At 39.2% G+C, this 20,176-nt stretch carries 17 protein-coding genes; 10 read left to right on the top strand and 7 right to left on the bottom strand.

The window, feature by feature from the left end; translation table 11 throughout:
- Positions 1 to 3 precede the first annotated feature (3 nt).
- Genes CYP54_RS06720 through modD form a run of 6 tightly spaced genes read left to right on the top strand, consistent with a single transcriptional unit; the run spans position 4 to position 5,286 of the window.
- Positions 4 to 318 (top strand): magnetosome protein MamC family protein, encoded by a 315-nt coding sequence (locus CYP54_RS06720; protein WP_087577963.1) that lies wholly within the window; start codon positions 4 to 6, stop codon positions 316 to 318.
- Positions 318 to 641: an oxidoreductase gene (locus CYP54_RS06715; protein ID WP_087585277.1), complete on the top strand. Its 324-nt coding sequence runs from the start codon at positions 318 to 320 to the stop codon at positions 639 to 641. Before CYP54_RS06720 ends, CYP54_RS06715 begins: the two co-directional genes overlap by 1 nt.
- The gene (locus tag CYP54_RS06710) at positions 625 to 2,700 is read left to right on the top strand and encodes a heavy metal translocating P-type ATPase (RefSeq protein WP_103604661.1); all 2,076 of its coding nucleotides are present in this window, start codon (positions 625 to 627) and stop codon (positions 2,698 to 2,700) included. Before CYP54_RS06715 ends, CYP54_RS06710 begins: the two co-directional genes overlap by 17 nt.
- 14 nt (positions 2,701 to 2,714) lie before the next feature.
- Positions 2,715 to 4,178, top strand: coding sequence for an alanine/glycine:cation symporter family protein (locus CYP54_RS06705; protein ID WP_258033683.1), 1,464 nt, complete (start codon positions 2,715 to 2,717; stop codon positions 4,176 to 4,178).
- Between the two features lie 12 nt (positions 4,179 to 4,190).
- On the top strand, positions 4,191 to 4,451 hold the full coding sequence (locus tag CYP54_RS06700; protein ID WP_087585279.1) for a helicase: 261 nt from the start codon (positions 4,191 to 4,193) through the stop codon (positions 4,449 to 4,451).
- Between the two features lies 1 nt (position 4,452).
- On the top strand, positions 4,453 to 5,286 hold the full coding sequence (modD, locus tag CYP54_RS06695) for a ModD protein (protein ID WP_103604659.1): 834 nt from the start codon (positions 4,453 to 4,455) through the stop codon (positions 5,284 to 5,286).
- Between the two features lie 359 nt (positions 5,287 to 5,645).
- Here modD and CYP54_RS06690 read toward each other — a convergent pair whose 3' ends face one another.
- From CYP54_RS06690 to abc-f, 5 genes are all read right to left on the bottom strand, one after another.
- Positions 5,646 to 7,586 carry a BCCT family transporter gene (locus CYP54_RS06690; RefSeq protein WP_103604658.1) on the bottom strand — a complete coding sequence of 647 codons (1,941 nt, stop codon included), beginning with the start codon at positions 7,584 to 7,586 and terminating at the stop codon, positions 5,646 to 5,648.
- 126 nt (positions 7,587 to 7,712) lie between these two features.
- Complete coding sequence (locus tag CYP54_RS06685) at positions 7,713 to 9,158, bottom strand: DKNYY domain-containing protein (protein WP_103604657.1); 1,446 nt, start codon at positions 9,156 to 9,158, stop codon at positions 7,713 to 7,715.
- Positions 9,155 to 10,669, bottom strand: coding sequence for a DKNYY domain-containing protein (locus tag CYP54_RS06680; protein ID WP_103604656.1), 1,515 nt, complete (start codon positions 10,667 to 10,669; stop codon positions 9,155 to 9,157). Before CYP54_RS06680 ends, CYP54_RS06685 begins: the two co-directional genes overlap by 4 nt.
- 74 nt (positions 10,670 to 10,743) lie before the next feature.
- Entirely contained in the window at positions 10,744 to 11,103 is a 360-nt protein-coding gene (locus CYP54_RS06675) for a hypothetical protein (RefSeq protein ID WP_181001540.1), read from the bottom strand.
- A gap of 78 nt (positions 11,104 to 11,181) precedes the next feature.
- Complete coding sequence (gene abc-f, locus CYP54_RS06670; protein ID WP_103604654.1) at positions 11,182 to 13,113, bottom strand: ribosomal protection-like ABC-F family protein; 1,932 nt, start codon at positions 13,111 to 13,113, stop codon at positions 11,182 to 11,184.
- A gap of 103 nt (positions 13,114 to 13,216) precedes the next feature.
- Here abc-f and CYP54_RS06665 point away from each other — a divergent pair, with 103 nt between their 5' ends.
- The 3 genes from CYP54_RS06665 (at position 13,217) to CYP54_RS06655 (ending at position 15,732) form a co-directional block, all read left to right on the top strand.
- Positions 13,217 to 14,536 carry an MATE family efflux transporter gene (locus CYP54_RS06665; RefSeq protein WP_103604653.1) on the top strand — a complete coding sequence of 440 codons (1,320 nt, stop codon included), beginning with the start codon at positions 13,217 to 13,219 and terminating at the stop codon, positions 14,534 to 14,536.
- Complete coding sequence (locus tag CYP54_RS06660; protein WP_103604652.1) at positions 14,491 to 15,174, top strand: M48 family metallopeptidase; 684 nt, start codon at positions 14,491 to 14,493, stop codon at positions 15,172 to 15,174. The genes CYP54_RS06665 and CYP54_RS06660 overlap by 46 nt, the downstream gene beginning before the upstream one ends.
- A 72-nt stretch (positions 15,175 to 15,246) precedes the next feature.
- Positions 15,247 to 15,732, top strand: a complete 486-nt coding sequence (locus tag CYP54_RS06655; protein WP_103604651.1) for a tetratricopeptide repeat protein — start codon at positions 15,247 to 15,249, stop codon at positions 15,730 to 15,732.
- A 165-nt stretch (positions 15,733 to 15,897) separates the two neighbouring features.
- On the opposite strand, the gene CYP54_RS06650 is transcribed toward CYP54_RS06655, so the two are convergent.
- Complete coding sequence (locus tag CYP54_RS06650) at positions 15,898 to 17,964, bottom strand: TRAP transporter permease (protein WP_103604650.1); 2,067 nt, start codon at positions 17,962 to 17,964, stop codon at positions 15,898 to 15,900.
- Positions 17,965 to 18,046: 82 nt separating this feature from the next.
- Positions 18,047 to 18,988, bottom strand: coding sequence for a TAXI family TRAP transporter solute-binding subunit (locus CYP54_RS06645; RefSeq protein WP_072594373.1), 942 nt, complete (start codon positions 18,986 to 18,988; stop codon positions 18,047 to 18,049).
- Positions 18,989 to 19,302: 314 nt separating this feature from the next.
- On the opposite strand from CYP54_RS06645, the gene CYP54_RS06640 reads away from it, so the two are divergent.
- Positions 19,303 to 20,175: a phosphate ABC transporter substrate-binding protein gene (locus CYP54_RS06640; protein ID WP_103604649.1), complete on the top strand. Its 873-nt coding sequence runs from the start codon at positions 19,303 to 19,305 to the stop codon at positions 20,173 to 20,175.
- The last annotated feature ends 1 nt before the right edge of the window (position 20,176 follow it).

The raw sequence follows: 20,176 nt of genomic DNA, 5'->3' as shown, positions 1-20,176 counted from the left end.
AGAATGCAAGAAAATAGTCTTTTTACACTTTCAAGCACAAGACTTCCATTTGATCACTTCATCAGCGGTGCTTTAATCGCTGGTATGGGTGCAGCTGCACTTGGCTTTAGTGACTATCTAAATAATAGAGCGACTAAAAAAGATGTTGCTAAAAAGATAGCGAAATACGCTGTAACAGGTGGTTTTGTAGGTGCTATTGGCATTCATGCTTCAAATTTAATAGCACAAAAAAAATATCTAAATGCAGCAGCTTTTACAGCAGCTGGTATCGGCGGTCTTTTGATAGCAGAAAAACTAATAAAATTGGAGAGTAAATAATGAATAACCCTTACATCAATGAAGAAAATGTAGCAAGTGAAACTGTAGCTAACAATGCAGCAGCTACTCAGCCAAGCGCAATCGATAATGCAATAAACAATGCAGCTCAAAATTTGCCATTTGTACCTGAAAACTTTAATGCTGCTGGTTTTGTAAAAGGTCTAGTTTTAGGTGGTATCGCAGCTTATGTACTGACTAATCCAAAAGCGCAAGAGTGCGTATTTAAAGCGATTATCAAAGGTGGCGAGCTTATAAATGCTGGCATAGAAGAACTAAAAGAGCGTTTTGAAGATGTCAAAGCAGAACTTGACTCACAAAAATAAGATCACTCTAGCTCACAAGAGTAAAAATAGAGCAAGGTTTATTTGCGAGAGCCTAAACGCTAGAAGCGATGTTAGCGCTATCGAGGCTGCGATCTCAGAGCGAACTGATGCACTAAGTGTTCGTGTAAATAAATATGCAAAAAGCATCATTGTCGAGTTTGATAAAAGCTATGAGAAAATTTTAAACTTTATTGAAAGCTATGAATTTCCAACAAAGGCAAAAGATCCAAATTTGCCAAGCAAGGCAAATATCTATAAGGCTGCTGCTGCACTTGGCATAACACCATTTATGAGCAATAAAACTCTAAAATCAGCCGTGACTCTTTATGCCACAGCGCCAAATTTAATAGAAGGCGCAAAAGAGCTAAGGCATGAAGGCGTTACTTCAAAAGTACTTGAGGCAACTGCCATTGGTACTAGTCTAGCAATGGGCGATCATTTAGCAGCAAATAGCACAAATTTGATGATAAATATCGGCGAATATATGGAAGAAAGCGCTAGTCACAGAAGTGATGATCTCATCAAAGAGCTAGCAAAACCAAATATCGAAGAAGTCTGGGTCGAGAGAAATTTAAATGGTGAAAAGACGCTTGAAAAAGTAAAAACCGAAAATTTAAAAAAAGGCGACATCGTAGTAGTCGGAGCTGGTGAGACGATAGGTGTTGATGGTTATATCGTTGAAGGTAACGCCGACGTAAATCAAGTCTCAATGACCGGAGAGGCTGAACCTATACCAAAAGCTAGAGGCGACCGTGTTATAAGTGGCACTGTTGTCGATGAAGGTAGGATAAAAATTTGGGCTGAAAATGTAGGTAGCGACACAGCGACAGCTAGGATCAAAGAGTACATACAAACTTCACTCAATGAAAAATCAGCCATTGGTGTAAAAGCGTTAAAACTAGCCGATAAACTTGTGCCTGTTACGCTCTCGCTTGCTGGACTTTCATACATTATAAATAAAAATATGAATAGCGTTGCTAGCGTACTTCAAGCGGATTACTCTTGCGCATTAAAGCTTGCTACACCAGTTGCTTTTAAATCAAGCATCTCAAAAGCAGGCAGAAACGGCATTCTTGTAAAAGGGGCGAAAGCTATCGAGGCTTTAAGCACAGTTGATACATTTGTTTTTGACAAAACTGGTACTTTGACACATGGACGCCTAAGCGTAGTTGAAATTTACTCATTTAAAGAGGGCTTTTCTCAAAACGATATATTAAATTTAACTGCAAGTGCCGAGGAGCACTACTTTCATCCAGTGGCTGAAGCAATAGTTGAAGCTGCTAACAAGCGTGGCTTCCACCATATTCATCACGATGAAGTTGAATTTATTGTAGCTCACGGCGTAAAAACTGCGATGCACGGCAAAGAGGTAGTTATAGGCAGTAGGCACTTCTTGGAAGATGATGAAATGATAAGTTTTAAAGCTCATGAAGCTTTAATAAGTAAAGCATTAAATAGCGGCTTAACTTTACTCTACGTTGGATACGACAAAGAGCTAGTTGGAGTCATCGCTATGAAAGATGATATGAGAGAAAACGCAAAAGACATGGTGGCAAAACTGCGCAGTCTTGGCGTAAAAGAGGTCGTCATGCTAAGCGGCGACATCAAAAGCAAGGCTGAAGAAGTAGCACGTGAGCTTGGACTTGATAGGGTCTATGCGGAGTGCTTACCAACAGATAAAGCAGCTATCATCGAAGAGTTAAAGAGCGAGGGCAAAAAAGTAGCCTTTGTGGGAGATGGCATAAATGATGCTCCAAGCCTAACTAAGGCAAATGTGGGCATAAGTATGCACAAGGGTGCTGATATAGCTAAAGCGACGGCTGATATAAGTCTTTTAAAAGACGACATCATGAGCGTAGCTCTTGTAAAAGAGCTAGCAAATAAAACAATGGATTTAATTAGCTCAAATTTCCGCTCAACCGTTGGCGTAAACACAGCTATACTAAGTGCTGCGACACTTGGCATGTTAAATCCAATAGCAACTGCCATGCTTCATAATGGCACAACGATTTGGCTTTTATTAAACTCAATGAAGGGCGTAAAATTCAAATCAAAATAAATTTGAAAGGGTAGATGGTGCTTGATAGTTTCTTAAATTTTTTAAACGGCAAAATGGACGTAGCCAACGACTTTTTATATGGATATTTTTTAGTCATTATTCTTGTGGCTACGGGAATTTATTTTAGTTATTTGACTCGTTTTGTGCAGTTTAGGATGTTTTTTGAAGCTTGCAGGGTCTTGGTTGAAAAAAAAGACAAGTACAATAAGCACCATTTAACGCCGTTTCAAGCACTTATGATCTCGACTGCTTCACGCGTTGGCATAGGCAATATCGCTGGAATTTCAGCTGCTATCGTCGCAGGCGGTCCTGGTGCTCTTTTTTGGATGTGCTTGATGGCATTTTTAGGATCGGCTTCAGCTTTTATAGAGAGTACGCTAGCACAAATTTATAAGACAAAAGACGTTTTTGGATTTAAAGGCGGTCCAGCTTATTACATCAAAAATGGCCTTGGCATAAAATGGCTGGCTTCTCTTTTTGCGGTGATTCTCATCATCACCTACGCATACGGCTTTAACGGCCTTCAAAGCTACACCATGACATCAGCTTTTGAAATTTACTACGATAAAGCTGGTAGCAACGTTAGCTTTGCGCAAAGCGGACTACCTATTGGTATCGGCCTTATTCTTACGGCATTTGCGGCGGTTATGTTTTTTAGCAAAAGCCACATCATCGGTAAGGTAAGCTCATACATCGTGCCGTTTATGGCACTTGCCTACATCTCGCTAGCACTTATTGCTATCGTTTTAAATTTCAAAGAAATTCCTGATGTTGTTAAGATGATTTTAGAAAATGCCTTTGATTTTAAAGCGATATTTGGCGGATTTGCTGGCAGTGTGATCGTAATAGGCATCAAAAGAGGCCTTTTCTCAAACGAAGCTGGCATGGGTTCAGCTCCAAACGCAGCAGCCGCAGCACATACTAGCCACCCAGTAAAACAAGGCCTAGTTCAAGCAATGGCAGTCTTTATAGACATGACTATATGTATCGCATCTGGCATGATCGTGCTATTTTCACAGGCCTATCTTATGAAGCAAACTGGCTCAAGTGGCGAAATACTAACGGCACTTCCGCTAGTACAAGCTGCAATGAAAGAGTATTTTGGTGAATTTGGAGTTCATTTTACCACTCTTGCAGTCGTACTTTTTGCCATCACTTCACTTATTGGCAACTACTACTACGCTCAGGCAAATATGAAATTTTTAACCAAAAACCACAAGCTTACGTTGCTATTTAAGATAACGGCCGTCGTTATGATATTTATTGGTGCTCAGATGAATTTAAAGCTCGCTTGGAATATCGCTGATATCACAATGGCTGCAATGGCAACTATTAACATTATCGCTATATTCTTACTTTCAAAAGTAGTGATAATAGCAGTCAAAGACTACGAAGCTCAAAGAAAGGCTGGGCTAAATCCAGAATTTGACCCAGAAAGTCTTGGTATAAAAAATACAAGTTGCTGGAATAAAAACTAAATGGAGAAGAATTTGAAAAACGAAACAAAAATAAGTGGTAAACTACTTGATATAAACACTCATAGACAAGTATCAAAAGTCGGTATGGGCATCACTTTAGCCTCAGTTTGCTTAAGTGCCCTTTTTATGAAAAGAAATAAAAGCATTAAGAAATTTCACGTTGCTTCAGGCATTGCATTTACTTGTTTTGCTCTTTATCATGCTGGACTTTATGACAATGGAATCTTTAAAAAAATGATAATAAAAGCAAAAAATGAGGTAAAAAAGGCATAAAATGATACTTAGCGACGCAGAAATTCTAAGCTATATAAACGAAGATATACCTTACTTTGATCTTACTACGTCGCTTCAAAATATCGATAAAAAAGCCTCACTTGAAATTTATTCACGTGATGAAATTTGTGTTAGCTGCGTTGATGTAGCCGCAAGTGTTGCAAGGCTACTTGGGTGTGAGAGTGAAATTTTTGTGCAAAATTCTCAAATTTGTAAAGCTAGCGATGTAATCATAAAAATTTATGGCAGCTACGAAGATGTGCATAAAGCTTGGAAACTAGCTCAAGTCGCACTAGAATATGCTAGCGCCATCGCAACTTATACAAATAAAATGGTAAATACTGCAAAGAGTGTCAATGAAAAATGTGAAATTTTAGCAACCAGAAAGAGCTTTCCATTTGCTAAGAAATTTTGCGTAAAAGCAGTACTTGAAGGTGGCGGTAAAATGCATAGGCTTGGGCTTAGTGATAGCATTTTATTTTTTAAAAATCACATGAAAGCCTACGGTAGCTTTGATAAATTTTTATCTCATTTGCCAGAGTTTAAAGCAAAAATGGCTGAGCGAAAAATATGCATCGAAGCCGAAAATTTAGATGAAGCAAGCAAGCTTCTAAAAGCAAAGTGCGACGTCGTGCAGTGTGATAAATTTAGTCCAGAGCTCATCGAAAATGTACTCTCTTTAAGAGATGAGATTTCGCCAAATACCATTATCCTAGCAGCTGGTGGTATAAATTTATCAAATGCAAAAGATTACGCAAATGCCGATGCGATAGTAACGTCAGCGATGTATTCAAAAGGCGTTGCTGATATCAGCACCAGACTTGAGATTTTATAAATTTTTACAATGACCGATACAGCAAAACATCTATCAAAGTTAAAAATTTACAGAAAATGCATTTTGGCTCTGGAATTTGAACGATACGCAACAAAAAATTAACATTTTTTATTTCAAATTTATCTCATAGCTACAAGCAAAAATACAAACTAATAAAGTTAAATTTTCTAATTTGTTTTCTCTAAAAATAATGACACTTATATTTCGCTTTACACCATGTGCATATAAAACTCAATTAAAATTTTAAAATTTATAAACAAGCACATCACACTTTTAAATTCAGTAACAGACGATAACGAGTGAGTAAGATTTATAATTTGCCTAGAAATTTTCAAATTCCAGGCAAATTTCAGTCAAGTCTATCTTCTAACGACATGTAAAAACTGCATATGTTTGCGGTATTGCTCGATGACGTCGTTTATCAGCGTGGCCTCGCTCCAACCAAGCACGTCGTAGTCCTGACCGCCCTCTTTTAGATAGACTTCAGCTCTATAGTAAAGATCATCGCCGTCAAGCTCTCTGGTGTAGTCTGGGCTCTGGCTCTTGGTGAGATAGACGCCATATCTAAAGTCCATCTCGTCGCCAAGTCCGACATTTAAATTTACAAAATTTTCGCCATTTGTGACCTTTGCTTCAAGGCCGTTTTTGGCAAATTCCTCTTTTAGCTCGTTAAAAGCTTTTAGTACAACCTCGTTTAAAAATTTCTTGCCGTCTTTCTTGCCTGGAAGCGTGATGATCGCACTTAGGCGCTCTTGCCACGGCTTTGAAAGATCACTAAGAGGCATGTTGCTAAAGTTATTTGTCTCTTTTTTGGTTAGATCCACACGTAACGCCTTAAATAGCCCATAAATGGCACCAAGTAGCACTATAGCAAATGGCAGCGCGGTCGTGATCGTAAGTGCTTGAAGTGAGCCAAGACCGCCTGCTAGCATCAAAAATGCCGCCACGACACCCACTGTAACGCCCCAAAAGACCTTTTGCCAAACTGGTGTATCATCCCTACCGTTTGAACAAAGCATATTCATCACGATCGCCGCAGAGTCGGCGGAAGTGACGAAAAATATAACGATCATAAAGACTGCGATGGTGCTTAGCACGCCTGAGAAGCTAAATTTCTCCAAAAACATAAAAAGCGCCGAAGCTGAGTCAGAATTTACAGTCGTTGCTAGCTCGCTAAAGCCGCCTTGCACCAAAGCGATCGCCGAGTTACCAAAAAAGCTCATCCATGCAAATGTAAAGCCGGTTGGCACGAAAAGTACGCCGATCACAAATTCTCTTATCGTCCTACCCTTTGAAATTTTGGCGATAAATAGCCCCACAAACGGTGACCAAGATAGCCACCAAGCCCAGTATAGCAGCGTCCAGCCGCCAAGCCAGCTCTCGTTTTGCCTCTCGTAGGCGTAGAGGTTAAAGGTGTTTGAGATGAGCGTAGAGATGTAGTCGCCGCTGTTTTGCACAAACGACTTTAGAAGCTGCGTCGTATCGCCCAAAAATAGTATCAAAAACATAAAACATATAGCTAGCGCGATATTTGCGTTTGATAAGATTTTGATGCCCTTATCCACGCCGCTTGCCGCTGAGATGGTAGCTGCAAAACAAAGCACTATTAGAAGCGTGATGTGCATAGTCGGCAGGCCAAAAACGTGCGTAAGGCCAGCATTTACCTGAAGCACGCCATATCCTAGCGATGTCGCCACACCAAAAAGGGTCGCCACGACAGCAAATGTATCGATGGCGCTACCTATCTTGCCATAAATTTTATCTCCGATGATCGGATAAAACGCCGATCTAAGCGTGAGTGGCAAGCCGTGCCTATACGAGAAAAAGGCGAGGATAAGCGCCACAATGGCATAAACCGACCATGCGCCCATGCCCCAGTGAAAAAATGTGATATTCAACGCAAGCTTTTGCGCTGCGATAGTTTGCGCGTCGCCAACTGGTGGGTTTAGATAGTGCATGAGCGGCTCGGCCACACCAAAAAACACTAGACCTATGCCCATGCCAGCGGCAAAAAGCATAGAAAACCACGAGATATTTTTGTGCTCTGGCTTTACGTGATCGGCTCCTAGTTTGATCTCGCCAAGCTTACTAAAGCCAAGGATGATGACGCTTAGCAGTATGACGGCTACGGCTAGGATGTAAAACCAGCCAAATTTGGCCGCGATGTAGTTTTGCATACCCTTAAAAAACTCATTTGAGAAATTTGGAAATATCGCTGCAAATGCCGTTATTAAAACTATGACAACAAGCGATGGGATAAATACTGAGTTGTTAAATTTTGACCTTTGAAATTTAAACATTTTTCTCCTTTTTGTAAATTTCAACTTCCTTTCAAACTAACAAAAAAGAGTAAATAGGTCAAATTTTCTCTTTAAAGTTTTTATGAAATTTTAAGCTTTAGCCACCAAAAATAGCCACTTTGAAATTTATCTCAAGTCGCTTTTATCTCTCTTTGGTTTTGCAAGAGTTGTTAGCACTATGACGACAAAAGCGATACCAAATGTGATATACAAAATGATCTTTGGCGAGTCATACTCTATCCTCGATCTTGCAACCTCTTCGCCGCTGGCCTCCACTAGCTCGCCACGCTTTATCATATCGCTGATATCTTTTGCGCTAAGCTCTTTAGATGCTCTTGTTAAAATTTCTATGACGCCAAGATCCGCCACCTCATAAACGCTATGCTTTATGCCATAAAATGGCTTTATCTTGCTAAAAAAATAGATCTTCTCACCGTTTGCATAGACTGCGCCATACTCGCCATCTTTTACCAGCCCTACCTCACGCCAAGAGGAGCTTGGGGCAAATTTATATAAAGAGACTGTTTGCGCCTCTAAGTGCCTGCCATGCTTTGAGCGCCGCCACTCTTCGCCTTGCTGTAAGAAATACGCTGAGCTCTCATCTACAAAAACGTCAGCATAGAGCCTTTTTAGCTCGCCTTTTAGCTGGTAGTCTGAAATTTTAGCCTGCTCGTTTTTCGTGCTATCCCAAAAGTAAATTCCATCTTTGCTGGCAAAAAGAGGCCAAAACGAGTGCACGTTATCCACGCTATAAATGGCACTATAAGGCATATTTTGGGTGCTAAATTTGAGCTCATTTGCAAACGCCGCCCCACTTTTTGGCTCAAAAAGATATTCTATATCATGCTTTGGGTCATAGCATATCCGGCGCGTCTCATCTGTGTAGCTTGCATCAAGCCTATAAAAGCCCATAAACAAGCTTTTGCCATCTGTGTAATATCCGCTAGGAGCGCCATTTTCTGCCGTGATGTATCTTAGCTCGCTAGGCTGCGCGTCAAGCTTTTCGCCCTTGTAGTAAAGCGTGCCGCCATCTCTTGCAAAGCCAGCGTCAAAGATAGGCTCTAAATTTGTGCTTTCAACCCTTTTTGTCCTGTAAAAATAAGGGCTATCATCGTAGTTTTTTATAAAAACGTGAACAAGGTTTTTCATAATGGCGCCAAATTCGCTAAATCCTGGCTCTTTCTCGCTTCTAGTGCCACAATAATAACTTATCTTGCCATCACTTATATAGCCATTGCCAAGCACTTTGGCACTTTTTGGATCAAGACCAGGTAAAATTTCTCTAGCGCAATAGACATGATTTTTATCAGCCGCCACGTTTGAGTAGTCGTATGCGTGTTTTAGCTTTAAGACCCTAAAACTAGCCTCATCGACGCCTTTTAGCTCATACTTGCCGCTGCCTGAAATTTGAACGTAAATTTTACCCTCAGGCGAGCGGTAAAACTCGCTACTATCAATGTTTGCAAAGCTTCTTTGATGCTCGCCCTCATGCCATAGATAAAGCATCGCCAAAACAAAAAATAGTGTCAAAATGACAAAAAGATAAAGTATCTTAGTCGCAATTTTTCTCATAATCTATAATCATCTACCCTTTTTTTAAGCTTTTTTGCTTGCTTTTTATTTTTAAAAATAGCGGCAAGCACCGAAACCGCAAATGCTATAGCAAGAAATATCCAGTAGGCATATTTTTGCGAGTAATCATCAAAGTCGCTTATCGCATCGATCACCACCTCGCCCTCAGCTGGCGTCATAGCGCCTTGATCTACCATTTTTACTATCTCATCAAGTTTTAAATTCTTAACATTTGAGCCATAAGGACGAGTGAGAATTTCAACCACACCAAGGTCGTTTATATCATAAACGCTGCTGTTAAAACGCCAGCCATAGCCGACGTTATCAAAATAATATGTCTTATCTCCGTTTGCATATACTGCTCCGTAGCCATCGTTTCTTACAAGGCCGATCTTTCGCCACTGCTCTTTTGTATCAAGCCTTACGATGCAAGTGTGGCGTGAGCTTAGACTGTGATCATTTTTCGTGTTGTGCCAAATTTCATAGGTTTTTAGAAAATACGTCTTGCCATCACTTATCACCACGTCGCCATATAGCGGCGTTATCTCGCCTTTAAACGGATCGTCGCCATCTCTTACAAACTCGCCCTCATCTATGCTGTTATACCACTGCCACTTTCGTTCCCAGTGATAGATCCCACCTTTACCGCGAAAAAGAGCGTGATAGGCGTGCTCGTCTTCTAGGTTAAAAAGTGGCTCGTACGGGGCAAATTTGGGGTCAAATTCGTGATCATTTGCATAGACCATGCCAGAATTTGGCTCATAAAGATAGTGAATGCGCCATATCTCGCCGATATCACGCATTTGCGGGCTAAATTTGATCCCTAGTTTTGTGCTGTCATAATAGACATTTTCTCCGTCAGTCGTAAAATGCACGCTCTTTCTGCCAGATGCCTGCTCGATGTAACGCATTTTGCTGGCATTTGCGCCCTCTAGCTCTTTGCCCTCATGATAGACCTTTACTCCGTCGCTTGCATAGCCAAATCCCAAGATCGCTGCTAAATTTGTGCTATCAACCTGTCTAAATTTATAGATATGAGTTTGCGCTTTTGGTGTATTAAACATTTTATGTGAGAGGATGTCCCAAAACTCTTTAAGTGCGGATATTTCAAGGTTCGTCTCGCTTACGCTATCGCAAAAATATGTTATCTTGCCATCACCAAAGTAGCCATTACCAAGCGCTCTAACGCTTTTAGGATCAAGTCCGCTCATAACGAGGTTACCGCAATATACCGCCTTATCGCTAGCGCCAACGTTTCTGTTGTCGTATTTGCCAGTGTCAATGTATCTAAATTTACTGGCTTTCACGCCTATTAGCTCAAATTTACCACCACTTGGCACCAAGGCATAGACCTTGTCATCTTTGACGTAAAAAAAGCTATTATTTAGCTCTTTACTATCGCCAATGTCGTCATCTAAAATAGAAACTAACCCAAAGATAAAAAAGTAGGTAGCAAAAAATATCACAACAATGGCGATCACTACAGAGATTAGCGGATGTTTTTTTAACATTTTAGCTCCGTTTTAAACAAATTTAGCGACCTCATCATGCCGCAAACCTTTCATGTATTTAAATTTCAAAACACCTATCCAAATATAAAATATCTAAAAATCAAAAACTGATAATATACTACTCTAACTACTGTATTTAATAGCCAAACAACATATAATGCCAAAATAGCTCCAATAATACTAAATTTCTTCAAAACCCCATAATAAATCACCATCAACAAAAAAAGAGAAAAGCAAAAAAACATAATCATATAAAATAAATTTTTCAACCTTTCATATAAGTCCGAATTTTCTCTATTTGTCGCGATTAGCCTAATGCTATCTATCTTATTTAAAAACCCAACTCTTTTATATTTTATCTGGACTAGATCGCCTACTTCATATTTTTCTATCTCTGGTGAAAACACCCCACTAAATCTCTCTTTACCTATCAAAAGGCTCATGCTTGTGGCTAAATTTTGTCTAACAACTCTCGTATTTAGCGCGCTTATCCTACACCGATCTTTTTCAAGCTACTCTAGCTCCTCGGCGATCTCTAAAACTTCAAAATACTCATTTTCTAGGCTTTCAAGCTCGGCTTTTGCCTTTTCAAGCTCTTCATAAAGCTTGGTAAGTCCCACTTCTTGATAAATTTTAGGATCGCTAAGCCCCTCATTTAGCTCAGCCACTCTTGCTTCAAGAGCTGAAATTTTATCTGGATATGTGCTTAAAATTTGTGTTTGTTTGTAGCTTAGCTTTGCGCTAGTTTTACTCTTTTGCTTGGCTTCATTTTGACTATTTGAGAGCTCTTTTTCAAATTTATCAAGCTCTTTTAGCTCATCTTCAAGTTCCAAATAAACGCTATACTCTTCATGTAAGACATTTATCTTTGTGCCCTCAAACGCCCAAAGCTTATTTGCCATCTTATCAACAAAATATCTATCGTGGCTAACTAGTAAGATCGCTCCCTCAAAGCTTTGCAAGTAGTCTTCTAAGATGTTTATAGTTGCGATATCTAGATCGTTTGTCGGCTCGTCAAGGACCAGCACATCGTAAGTTTTAGTAAAAAGAAGTGCGAGTGCCACGCGGTTTTTCTCGCCGCCACTTAAAACACCTATCTTTTTGTCTAGAAATTCCTTTGGAAAGAGGAAATTTTTAAGATAACCATATACGTGCATATTTCGCCCACGAACCAGCACGTGATCGCCGCCATTTGGGCAAAATGTCTCTATAAGGCTCTTCTCATCATCAAGGACATTTCTAGCTTGATCAAAGTAGCCGATGCTCACCTCGCCTCTTTTTATCTCGCCGCTACTTTGCTTTTCAAGCCCTAGCAAAATTTTAAGTAGCGTGCTTTTGCCGCTACCATTTCGCCCGACTATGGCGATCCTCTCGCCTTGCAAAACTCTTGCGTCAAATTTTTCAAAAAGCACCTTACCATCTATGCTTTTGCTTAAATTTTTAAACTCAAAGAGCATTTTTTTGCGGTTTTGGCTCTGCGTTTGGTTGAAATTTTTACTCGCGCGCTCAAGCTCAAGCCTCACGCGTCTTATCACGCCTGGGTTTTTCTTGGCCTCCTCGCGCATGGCGAGCACTCGCTCTTTTCTGCCTTCATTTCGTTTTAGTCTAGCTTTTACGCCGCGCCTTAGCCACTCCTCTTCAGCTTTTAGCTGCTTTAGTAGCGTTTCATGCGACTTTGCAAGGCTTGCTAAAATTTCCTCTTTTTTGGTTAGATAGTTTGCATATCCGCCCTCGAAATTTTTTAAGCTTGCATCCTCGACCTCAACGCACCTGGTTGCCAGTGCATCGATAAAATACCTATCGTGGCTTATAAAAACTATGCTTTGATTTGAGCTCTTTAGCATATCCTCAAGAAATTTGACCATATAGACATCAAGGTGGTTTGTCGGCTCGTCAAGCAGCAAGACATCTGGCTTTTTAAGGATGAGAGCACCCAGTGCTACGCGTCTGATCTCGCCGCCACTTAGCGAGCAAATGGGTCTATTTTCATACTCTTTTAGCTTAAATTCTTGCAAAATTCGCTCGATCTTGTACTCGATATTCCAGCCATCCTTTGCCTCTATAAATTTTAAAAGCCTCTCTTGCTCTTTTAAAATTTCTTTGTTTTCAGGATCATTTGCTAGCAAGACGCCACTTTTTTCATACTCGCTTATCGCATCAAATATCTCTTTTAGCTCGTTATTTAGTGCCTGCCTTACGGTAAAAGTTGCGTTAAAATTTGGAGTTTGAGCTAGCATCTCGACGCTTATTAGGCTTTGCACTATGCGTCTGCCACTATCAGCTGCCACTTCGCCAGAGATGATCTTCATAAGCGTGCTTTTACCGCTGCCATTTTTACCGATGATCGCTATTTTTTCATTTTCATTTACACTAAAATTTACAGCGTTTAAAATCTCATTTGCACCAAATTTTTTACTTACGCCTATCAGGTCGATTAATGCCATTTTTCTCTCATTTTTTAAATTTCTCGCGATTATATCAAAAGGGAGCTAAAACCTAATTTTGGCTATAATCGCCAAAATTTTTAAAATAATTAAGGAAAATTTAATGAACTTATCTATGAGAAAACTCGTAGTTCCGATATTTTTGGATATGTTTTTACACTTCATTACGCTTATCATCAACACCTACATGGTAACGAAAGTGAGCGTGCACCTAGTTGGCGCCATGGGTGCAGGCAACCAAGTGATGGATCTTTTTATGACTATTTTTAACTTTCTAAGCATTGGCTGTTCGGTAGTAGTAGCCCAAGCACTGGGAGCTAAAAAGAACGATCTTGCTTCAAACGTCATACACGCAAGTATCACGTCAAATACGCTCTTTGGTATCTTCTCAGCTATCGTCATCTACGTCTTTGGCTACAACATCTTAAATTTACTAAACGTGCCAAAAGAGCTTATAAATGATAGCTTCTCATACCTGCATATCCTTGGTTTTGCCTTGCTCTTTGATGGTATCGGAATGGTGCTAGCTGCGGTACTTCGTGTTTATAACCTAGCAACTGCTGTTATGCTAACTTCAGTTTTAATGAACGTAATTACGATTTTAGGCAATGCTATCTCCCTTTTTGGTTGGTTTAATCTACCAAATTTAGGCCTACAAGGAGTCGCTCTCTCGACACTTGTTGGCAGATTAGTAGGCATTTTTGTGCTAGCTTATATGCTAAGTCAAAAGGCAAAAGTTAAAATTTACTTTAAAAAGCTACTTGTCGTGCCATTTGAAATTTTAAAGAAAATCCTCTCAATCGGCCTTCCAAGTGCAGGCGAAAATTTACTCTGGATGGCACAATACATGGTCGCTTTTGGCTTTGTGGCAAGCATGGGCGAGGCTAGCCTTAGCGTGCAAACTATCTACTTTCAGATCACGCTTCTTATCTTGCTTTGTGGAGCAAGCATTAGCGTGGCAAACGAGGTCATTGTAGGACATTTAGTTGGAGCAAGTGAGTTTAACGAGGCCTATACAAGGACATTTAAGGCGCTAAGACTCGGCGTTTTTATAACGCTAGTAGTCGTACTTATAGCTTATGCGCTAAAGCATCAAATCATGGACGCACTAAATTTAAACGAAAATTTACGTGCGATCATGCTACCGCTTTTTACACTTTCGATATTTCTTGAAGCGGGTAGAACCTTTAACATAGTCATCGTAAATGCCCTTCGTGCAAGCGGTGATGCAAAATTTCCTCTTGCGACTGGCCTTATCTTTATGTGGGGGCTTTCGCTGCCACTTGGATATTTCTTAGGCATCTACCTTGGCTGGGGAATTATCGGCGTTTGGATAGGGTTTTGTGCTGATGAATGGCTAAGAGGCCTTGCAAATACATGGCGTTGGAGAAGCAAAAAATGGCAAGAAAAACGCCTAGTTTAAAGCAAAAGAGCATAAATTTAGACTTTTATGGGCTAAGCGTTTTAATAAATTTTAAAACAAATGTAAAATCCATGCGTTTAAGAGTTGGCAAGGACGCTAAGATCACGCTATCTATGCCATTTTACAGCACACAAAAGATAGCTCTTAGCTTTCTTGAGATGCATAAAATTTGGCTTGAAAATACTTACAAAAAAGCTCTTGTAAATTTGCCAAAAGATGATGAGATGAAATTTCTTGGACAAGTTTATAAGATAAAATTTGATGAAAATTTTAAAGAGCCATTTTTTGATGGCGAGTTTGTCTTTACGCCAAATTTAAAAAGCCTTGAGTGTTTTAAAAAAGTAAGAGCAAAAGAGCTATTTTTAGAGCTTGTAAGCCATTTTCAGCCTTTTATAAATAAGCCAATCAAGCGCATCGTCATACGAAATAGCAAAACTCGCTGGGGCAGCTGCAATCACAAAAAAGGATATATAAACTTAAGTTTAAGGCTCATCGAAAAGCCCATCTCAGCCGTGCGCTACGTAGTGCTTCATGAGCTAACACACCTACTCTATCCGCATCATCAAAGCAGCTTTTATAAATTTATAGAACGTATCATGCCTGATTATAAAGAGCAAGAAAGAATTTTAAGAGCGTAATTTATTTTCATCAAGTAAGTGTAAAAATTAATATGCTAAAATTGCATGTTAATTCACAAAAAGGGAATTTCAATGAAAAAAATGATTTTTATCTCAATCTTAGCTGCTTGTGCTTTCGCAGGCGATTTTGAAGATGGCTTAAAAGCGTATGCTGGTTCAAATTTTAAAGAAGCTTTGGCTAAATTTGAAGCAGGATGTTTAGCTAATGACGTAAAATCTTGCGTAAAAGTTGGAGCGATTTACCAACTAGGAAAAACAGCTCTACCTAATCCAAGCAAGGCCTTAGAGTACTATAATAAAGCTTGCGAAGCTGGCGAGGTTGAAGGTTGCTCGGCAGCTGGTGGGCTTTATCTAAATACTGAGCCGCAAAAAGCAAGAGAACTTTTTAATAAAGCTTGTGATAAGAATGATGGATATTCTTGTGAGATGGTAGGTTCTATCTTGATAGAAGCTAAAGAATTTAAAAAAGCTTATGAATTTTTAGTAAAAGGCTGCGAATTAGGCGATAAGATGTCTTGCGAATTTGCAGGCGATCTAAGACGCTCAAAACAACTATAATTTTTAGGCTTTCGAGCCTAAAAATTTCTCATTTAAATTTATTACATCAATATCCTTAAACAAAAAATCCAAAAAACACTTATTTTAAATAGAAATTACTCAAAGTATAAAGGTAGTCTAAAAAATTTATATTAGAAATTTAGGCAAGAGTGATCTTGCCTAAGATTAGATTATTTTTATTTGATCAAGCGGCTTGTCTTTAATGCCCCATTGAGTCATAAAAACAAATCCATAAAGTACAGCAGCTACGATATAAGCAGTGTATTCGTTTGGTATAAGATTAAATTTCACACATATATTTGGTACAAGAGCTAGTGGCACAACTGGAATCAAAAGAATACGCTCCCAAATTCTAAGCTTTGTGACATAGTAGCCTTGAAGTAAGCTTGAAAAAGCAAACATTCCCACGATTGCCATACCAAAGACAAGTAAAATTTCAAGCGGATTGCTCATCCAAACGATCCCTTTTGAATCAAGCGGATCGCCCTCATTTACGCTTTCTATTAGCATAAGTTTGTTGTTAAAGAAAAAAGCAAATGGCAAGATCGCCGTTCTTAGATCGTAAAAGAATCCTTGAACGCCGACAGTTATAGGATTTGCTTTAGCGATACCAGCTGCTGCATAAGCTGCGATGCCAACTGGTGGCGTATCATCAGCTAAAATTCCAAAGTAAAATACAAAAAGATGTACGGCAATGGCTGGGATCAAAAAGCCATTTTTATGCGCTAAAAATAAAATAACAGGTGCCACAAGGCTTGAAACTACGATGTAGTTTGCCGTCGTTGGAAGACCCATTCCTAGTATAAGTGACATCATTGCAGTAAGAAGCAATATCATAACTATATTATCACCAGCAAGTAACTCAACTAGATCTGAAAGTACTTGACCAAGACCAGTTAGAGAGATAGAACCCACGATGATACCTGCAAGTGCGGTTGCTATAGCGATCGTTGTCATACTTTTTGCGGCTGCAACCATCGCCCAAAATATATCTTCAAAGCCTATTAACACATCATTTATTCCAACTTTTTCGCCACTTGCTAGTTTTTTAACTGGCTCTTGAAAGATCATTATTAAAAATAAAAATCCAATCGCATTAAATGCCGCAGCGATGGCTGACTCTTTTGCGATTAATAGCGTATAAAGCAAAATCAAAATCGGAGTTATATAGTGAAGTCCGCTTACAAAAATTTTAAATCTTGAGTGAAACTCGCTTTGATTTATACCTTTTAAGCCAAGCTTCACACTCTCTAAATGAACGATAAAAAATAGCGACAAATAACAAGCAAACGCTGGGATAATCGCTGCCATCATGACATTTGTATATGTCATGCCTAAAAACTCAGCGATAATAAAAGCAGCTGCGCCCATGATCGGAGGCATAAGCTGGCCATTTACGCCAGCTGCAACCTCGATGGCTCCAGCTTTTGTGCGTGAAAGACCGGCTTTTTTCATAAGTGGTATGGTAAATGTACCAACTGTTACAACATTTGCAGTGGAGCTTCCTGAAACCATGCCAGTTAAGCCACTTGCGATAACTGAAGCCTTAGCTGGACCGCCTCTATATTTTCCAAGAAGTGAGAAAGCTAAATTTATGAAATATTGCCCAGCTCCTGCCCTCTCAAGCAATGAGCCAAAAAGAACAAAAAGATAGATAAAACTAACGCTAACTCCGATAGGTACACCAAAGATACCTTCGGTCGTTAAAAACATATGACCTGCGATCTTTTCAAAGCTGGCACCTTGATGAGCGATGATGTCTGGCATATAAGGGCCAAAGTGATCATATATCAAAAATAATATACAAATAATTGGAAGTGCTGGCCCCATTACGCGCCTGCCAGCCTCAAGCAAGACAATGATCGCTAAAAACGATATGACGATATCTTGCGTGATGTAGTCCCCTGTCCTATCAGCTAGTTCATAAAAATAAACCGCTGGATAAAGCACAGCAACAACGCCTGCCACACAAAAAACTAGATCGTAAAATGGCAAACTAGAATGTGCCTTTTTATGAAAAGTGACTGGATATAGCAAAAATACAAGCCCAACCGCAAATGCCAAGTGTATTGAGCGCGAAATGTTGGTATTTAGCGGAAAATATGCTATATAAAGCTGAAAAACTGACCAAGAAAAGCATACGATCGCAATAAAATAGTTGTAAAAATTGCTATTTATCTCCCTTGTCTTTACTTCGACAAATTGTTCTTCGTTATCTTTGACTTCGTTCATCTCTCTCCTTTAAAATTTAAATATATAAATTAAAAATTTGCATATTTAAATTTTATCCAGAGGCAAAGCCCCTGGAAATGGATTATTTTAAAATACCAGCCTCTTTAAATGCAGCCTCTGCAGCTGGATGAAGCGGAGCTGAAAGACCTTGAACAAGATCTTCTTTATTTACTGATTTTAGTGCTGGGTGAAGAGTTTTGTACTCATCAAAGTTGTCTAAAATAGCTTTTATCACAGCTTTTACAGCCTCATCTTTTGTATCTTTATTAGTTACCAAAACAGCTTTTACACCTATAGTATTTACATCGTGATCAACGCCGTCATATGAGCCTTTTGGGATCACACCTTTTGCAAAGTATGGCTTCTCTTTAAGAAGATTATCGATCTCGCTACCTTCGATATTTAGGATATCGATCGGCAAAGATGTCGCAGCATCAGTGATGTTTGCGGTTGGGTGGCCGACGACAAAGCTGTATCCGTCTATCTTTTTATCTTTTAGTGCGTGTGGGCATTCGCCAACTGTTAAAACGCCGCGATATCCTAGTTTTGAAACGTCAAAGCCTTTTGCTTTAAAGACTTCAAGCGTGCTCACTTCGTTGCCACTGCCTGGGTTTCCAACGTTATATTTTTTACCTGCAAATGAAGCAAGATCACTTGTAAGACCGCTATCTTTTGCTACAACAAATGCAAGAAGTTCTGGATAGATAGCAACTACTGAGCGTAAATTTTCATCTTTTGCTCCGTCAAATTTGCCAGTGCCGTTAAATTTATCATAGACAACATCACTTTGAACAAAACCAAATGTAAGCTCTTTTTTGAGGACGTTATTCACGTTATAGACTGAGCCGCCAGTTGATTGGACTGAGCATTTTACATTAGTATTTTTGTTTGCTAAACGGCAAATCGCTCCACCTATCGGATAATAAGTACCTGTCATGCCGCCAGTACCGATACTAATAAATTCTTTTGCTGAAAGAGTTGTTGCTAAAAGCAAGCCAGCAAGTGCCAAAGAAGTAGTTTTCATCTAAGATCCTTTCAAAAAATTTAAGGCTATTTTATTCTATAAATTTAGCTTTTTACCTTATTTAATATGATATTTTCATGCCGTTTTAGTAAAGTTGCAACCATTCTACACAATCAAGACTTAAAAAAATATTTTCTTAAGATTAAATTTATATTTCTTTATCAGCCAAAATAAATTTGATAAACCGGCTATTTAAATATCATTTTTTATTGTATAATTCACCGCAGTTCTAAGTTTTAGAAAAACTGTTGCAAATTTACAACTAATCAATAGCTTTTATAAACGTTAATAACAATCAAATTTTGGAGGTTTTTATGAAAAAATCACTTATGTTGGCTGCTTCTATGCTGCTTTTATCTCTAAATTTCGCTTCTGGTGCGGATGAGAAAACGCAAGTTAGCTTTAGTGGCTCATCTACTCTGGCTCCAGTCATCGCTAAAATTTCAACCGACTTTATTGAAAAGTACGAGACTTGGGACAAAGTTGATAGCTCTTTACCAAACAAAAATATCACCATCTTTGTCTCAGCTGGTGGCTCAGGCGCTGGCGTGAAAGCCGTGCTTGATCATGTCGCTGACTTTGGCATGCTAGCTCGCGATATAAAAGATAGCGAAAAAGCAAAGATAAAGGATATGAAAGCCTATACGCTTGGCATAGACGCACTTTGCGTGGCTGTAAACCCAGAAAATGAGCTGATAAAGCTAAAGGGCGGAAATTTAAGCAAAGACGAGATCGTCAAAATTTTCTCAGGCGAGTACAAAAAGTGGAGTGACCTTGACAAATCCCTACCAAATGACGAAATAGTCGTAGTTACAAGAGATCTTGGTGGCGGTGCTCACGAGGTATTTCAAAAAAAGATCATGAAAGATGTCAAAGTTAGTAAAAACGTCATCCAATCACCATCAATGGGCGCGCTTGTCTCAAAAATAATCGAAAATAAAAACGCTATTGGCTACGCATCTTTTGGTATCACAAACCAAAACAAAGGCAAGCTAATACCACTAAACGTTGATGGCGTCGAGCCAACTGTTAAAAACATAGTTGATGGCAAATACTACATCTCTCGCCCACTCATCATTGTAAAAAGTGGCGATCTAAGCAAGAGCGAGCAAATTTTTGTTGACGTGCTAAATTCAGCCGAAGGTCAAAAGACTATCGAAAAAATGGGATTTATACCAGTAAAATAGC

It is taken from the genome of Campylobacter concisus, assembly GCF_002914005.1.
Classification (GTDB): Bacteria; Campylobacterota; Campylobacteria; order Campylobacterales; family Campylobacteraceae; genus Campylobacter_A; species Campylobacter_A concisus_N.
Note: the sequence above shows the minus strand (reverse complement) of the source record. Positions and strands in the feature narration are given on the sequence as shown.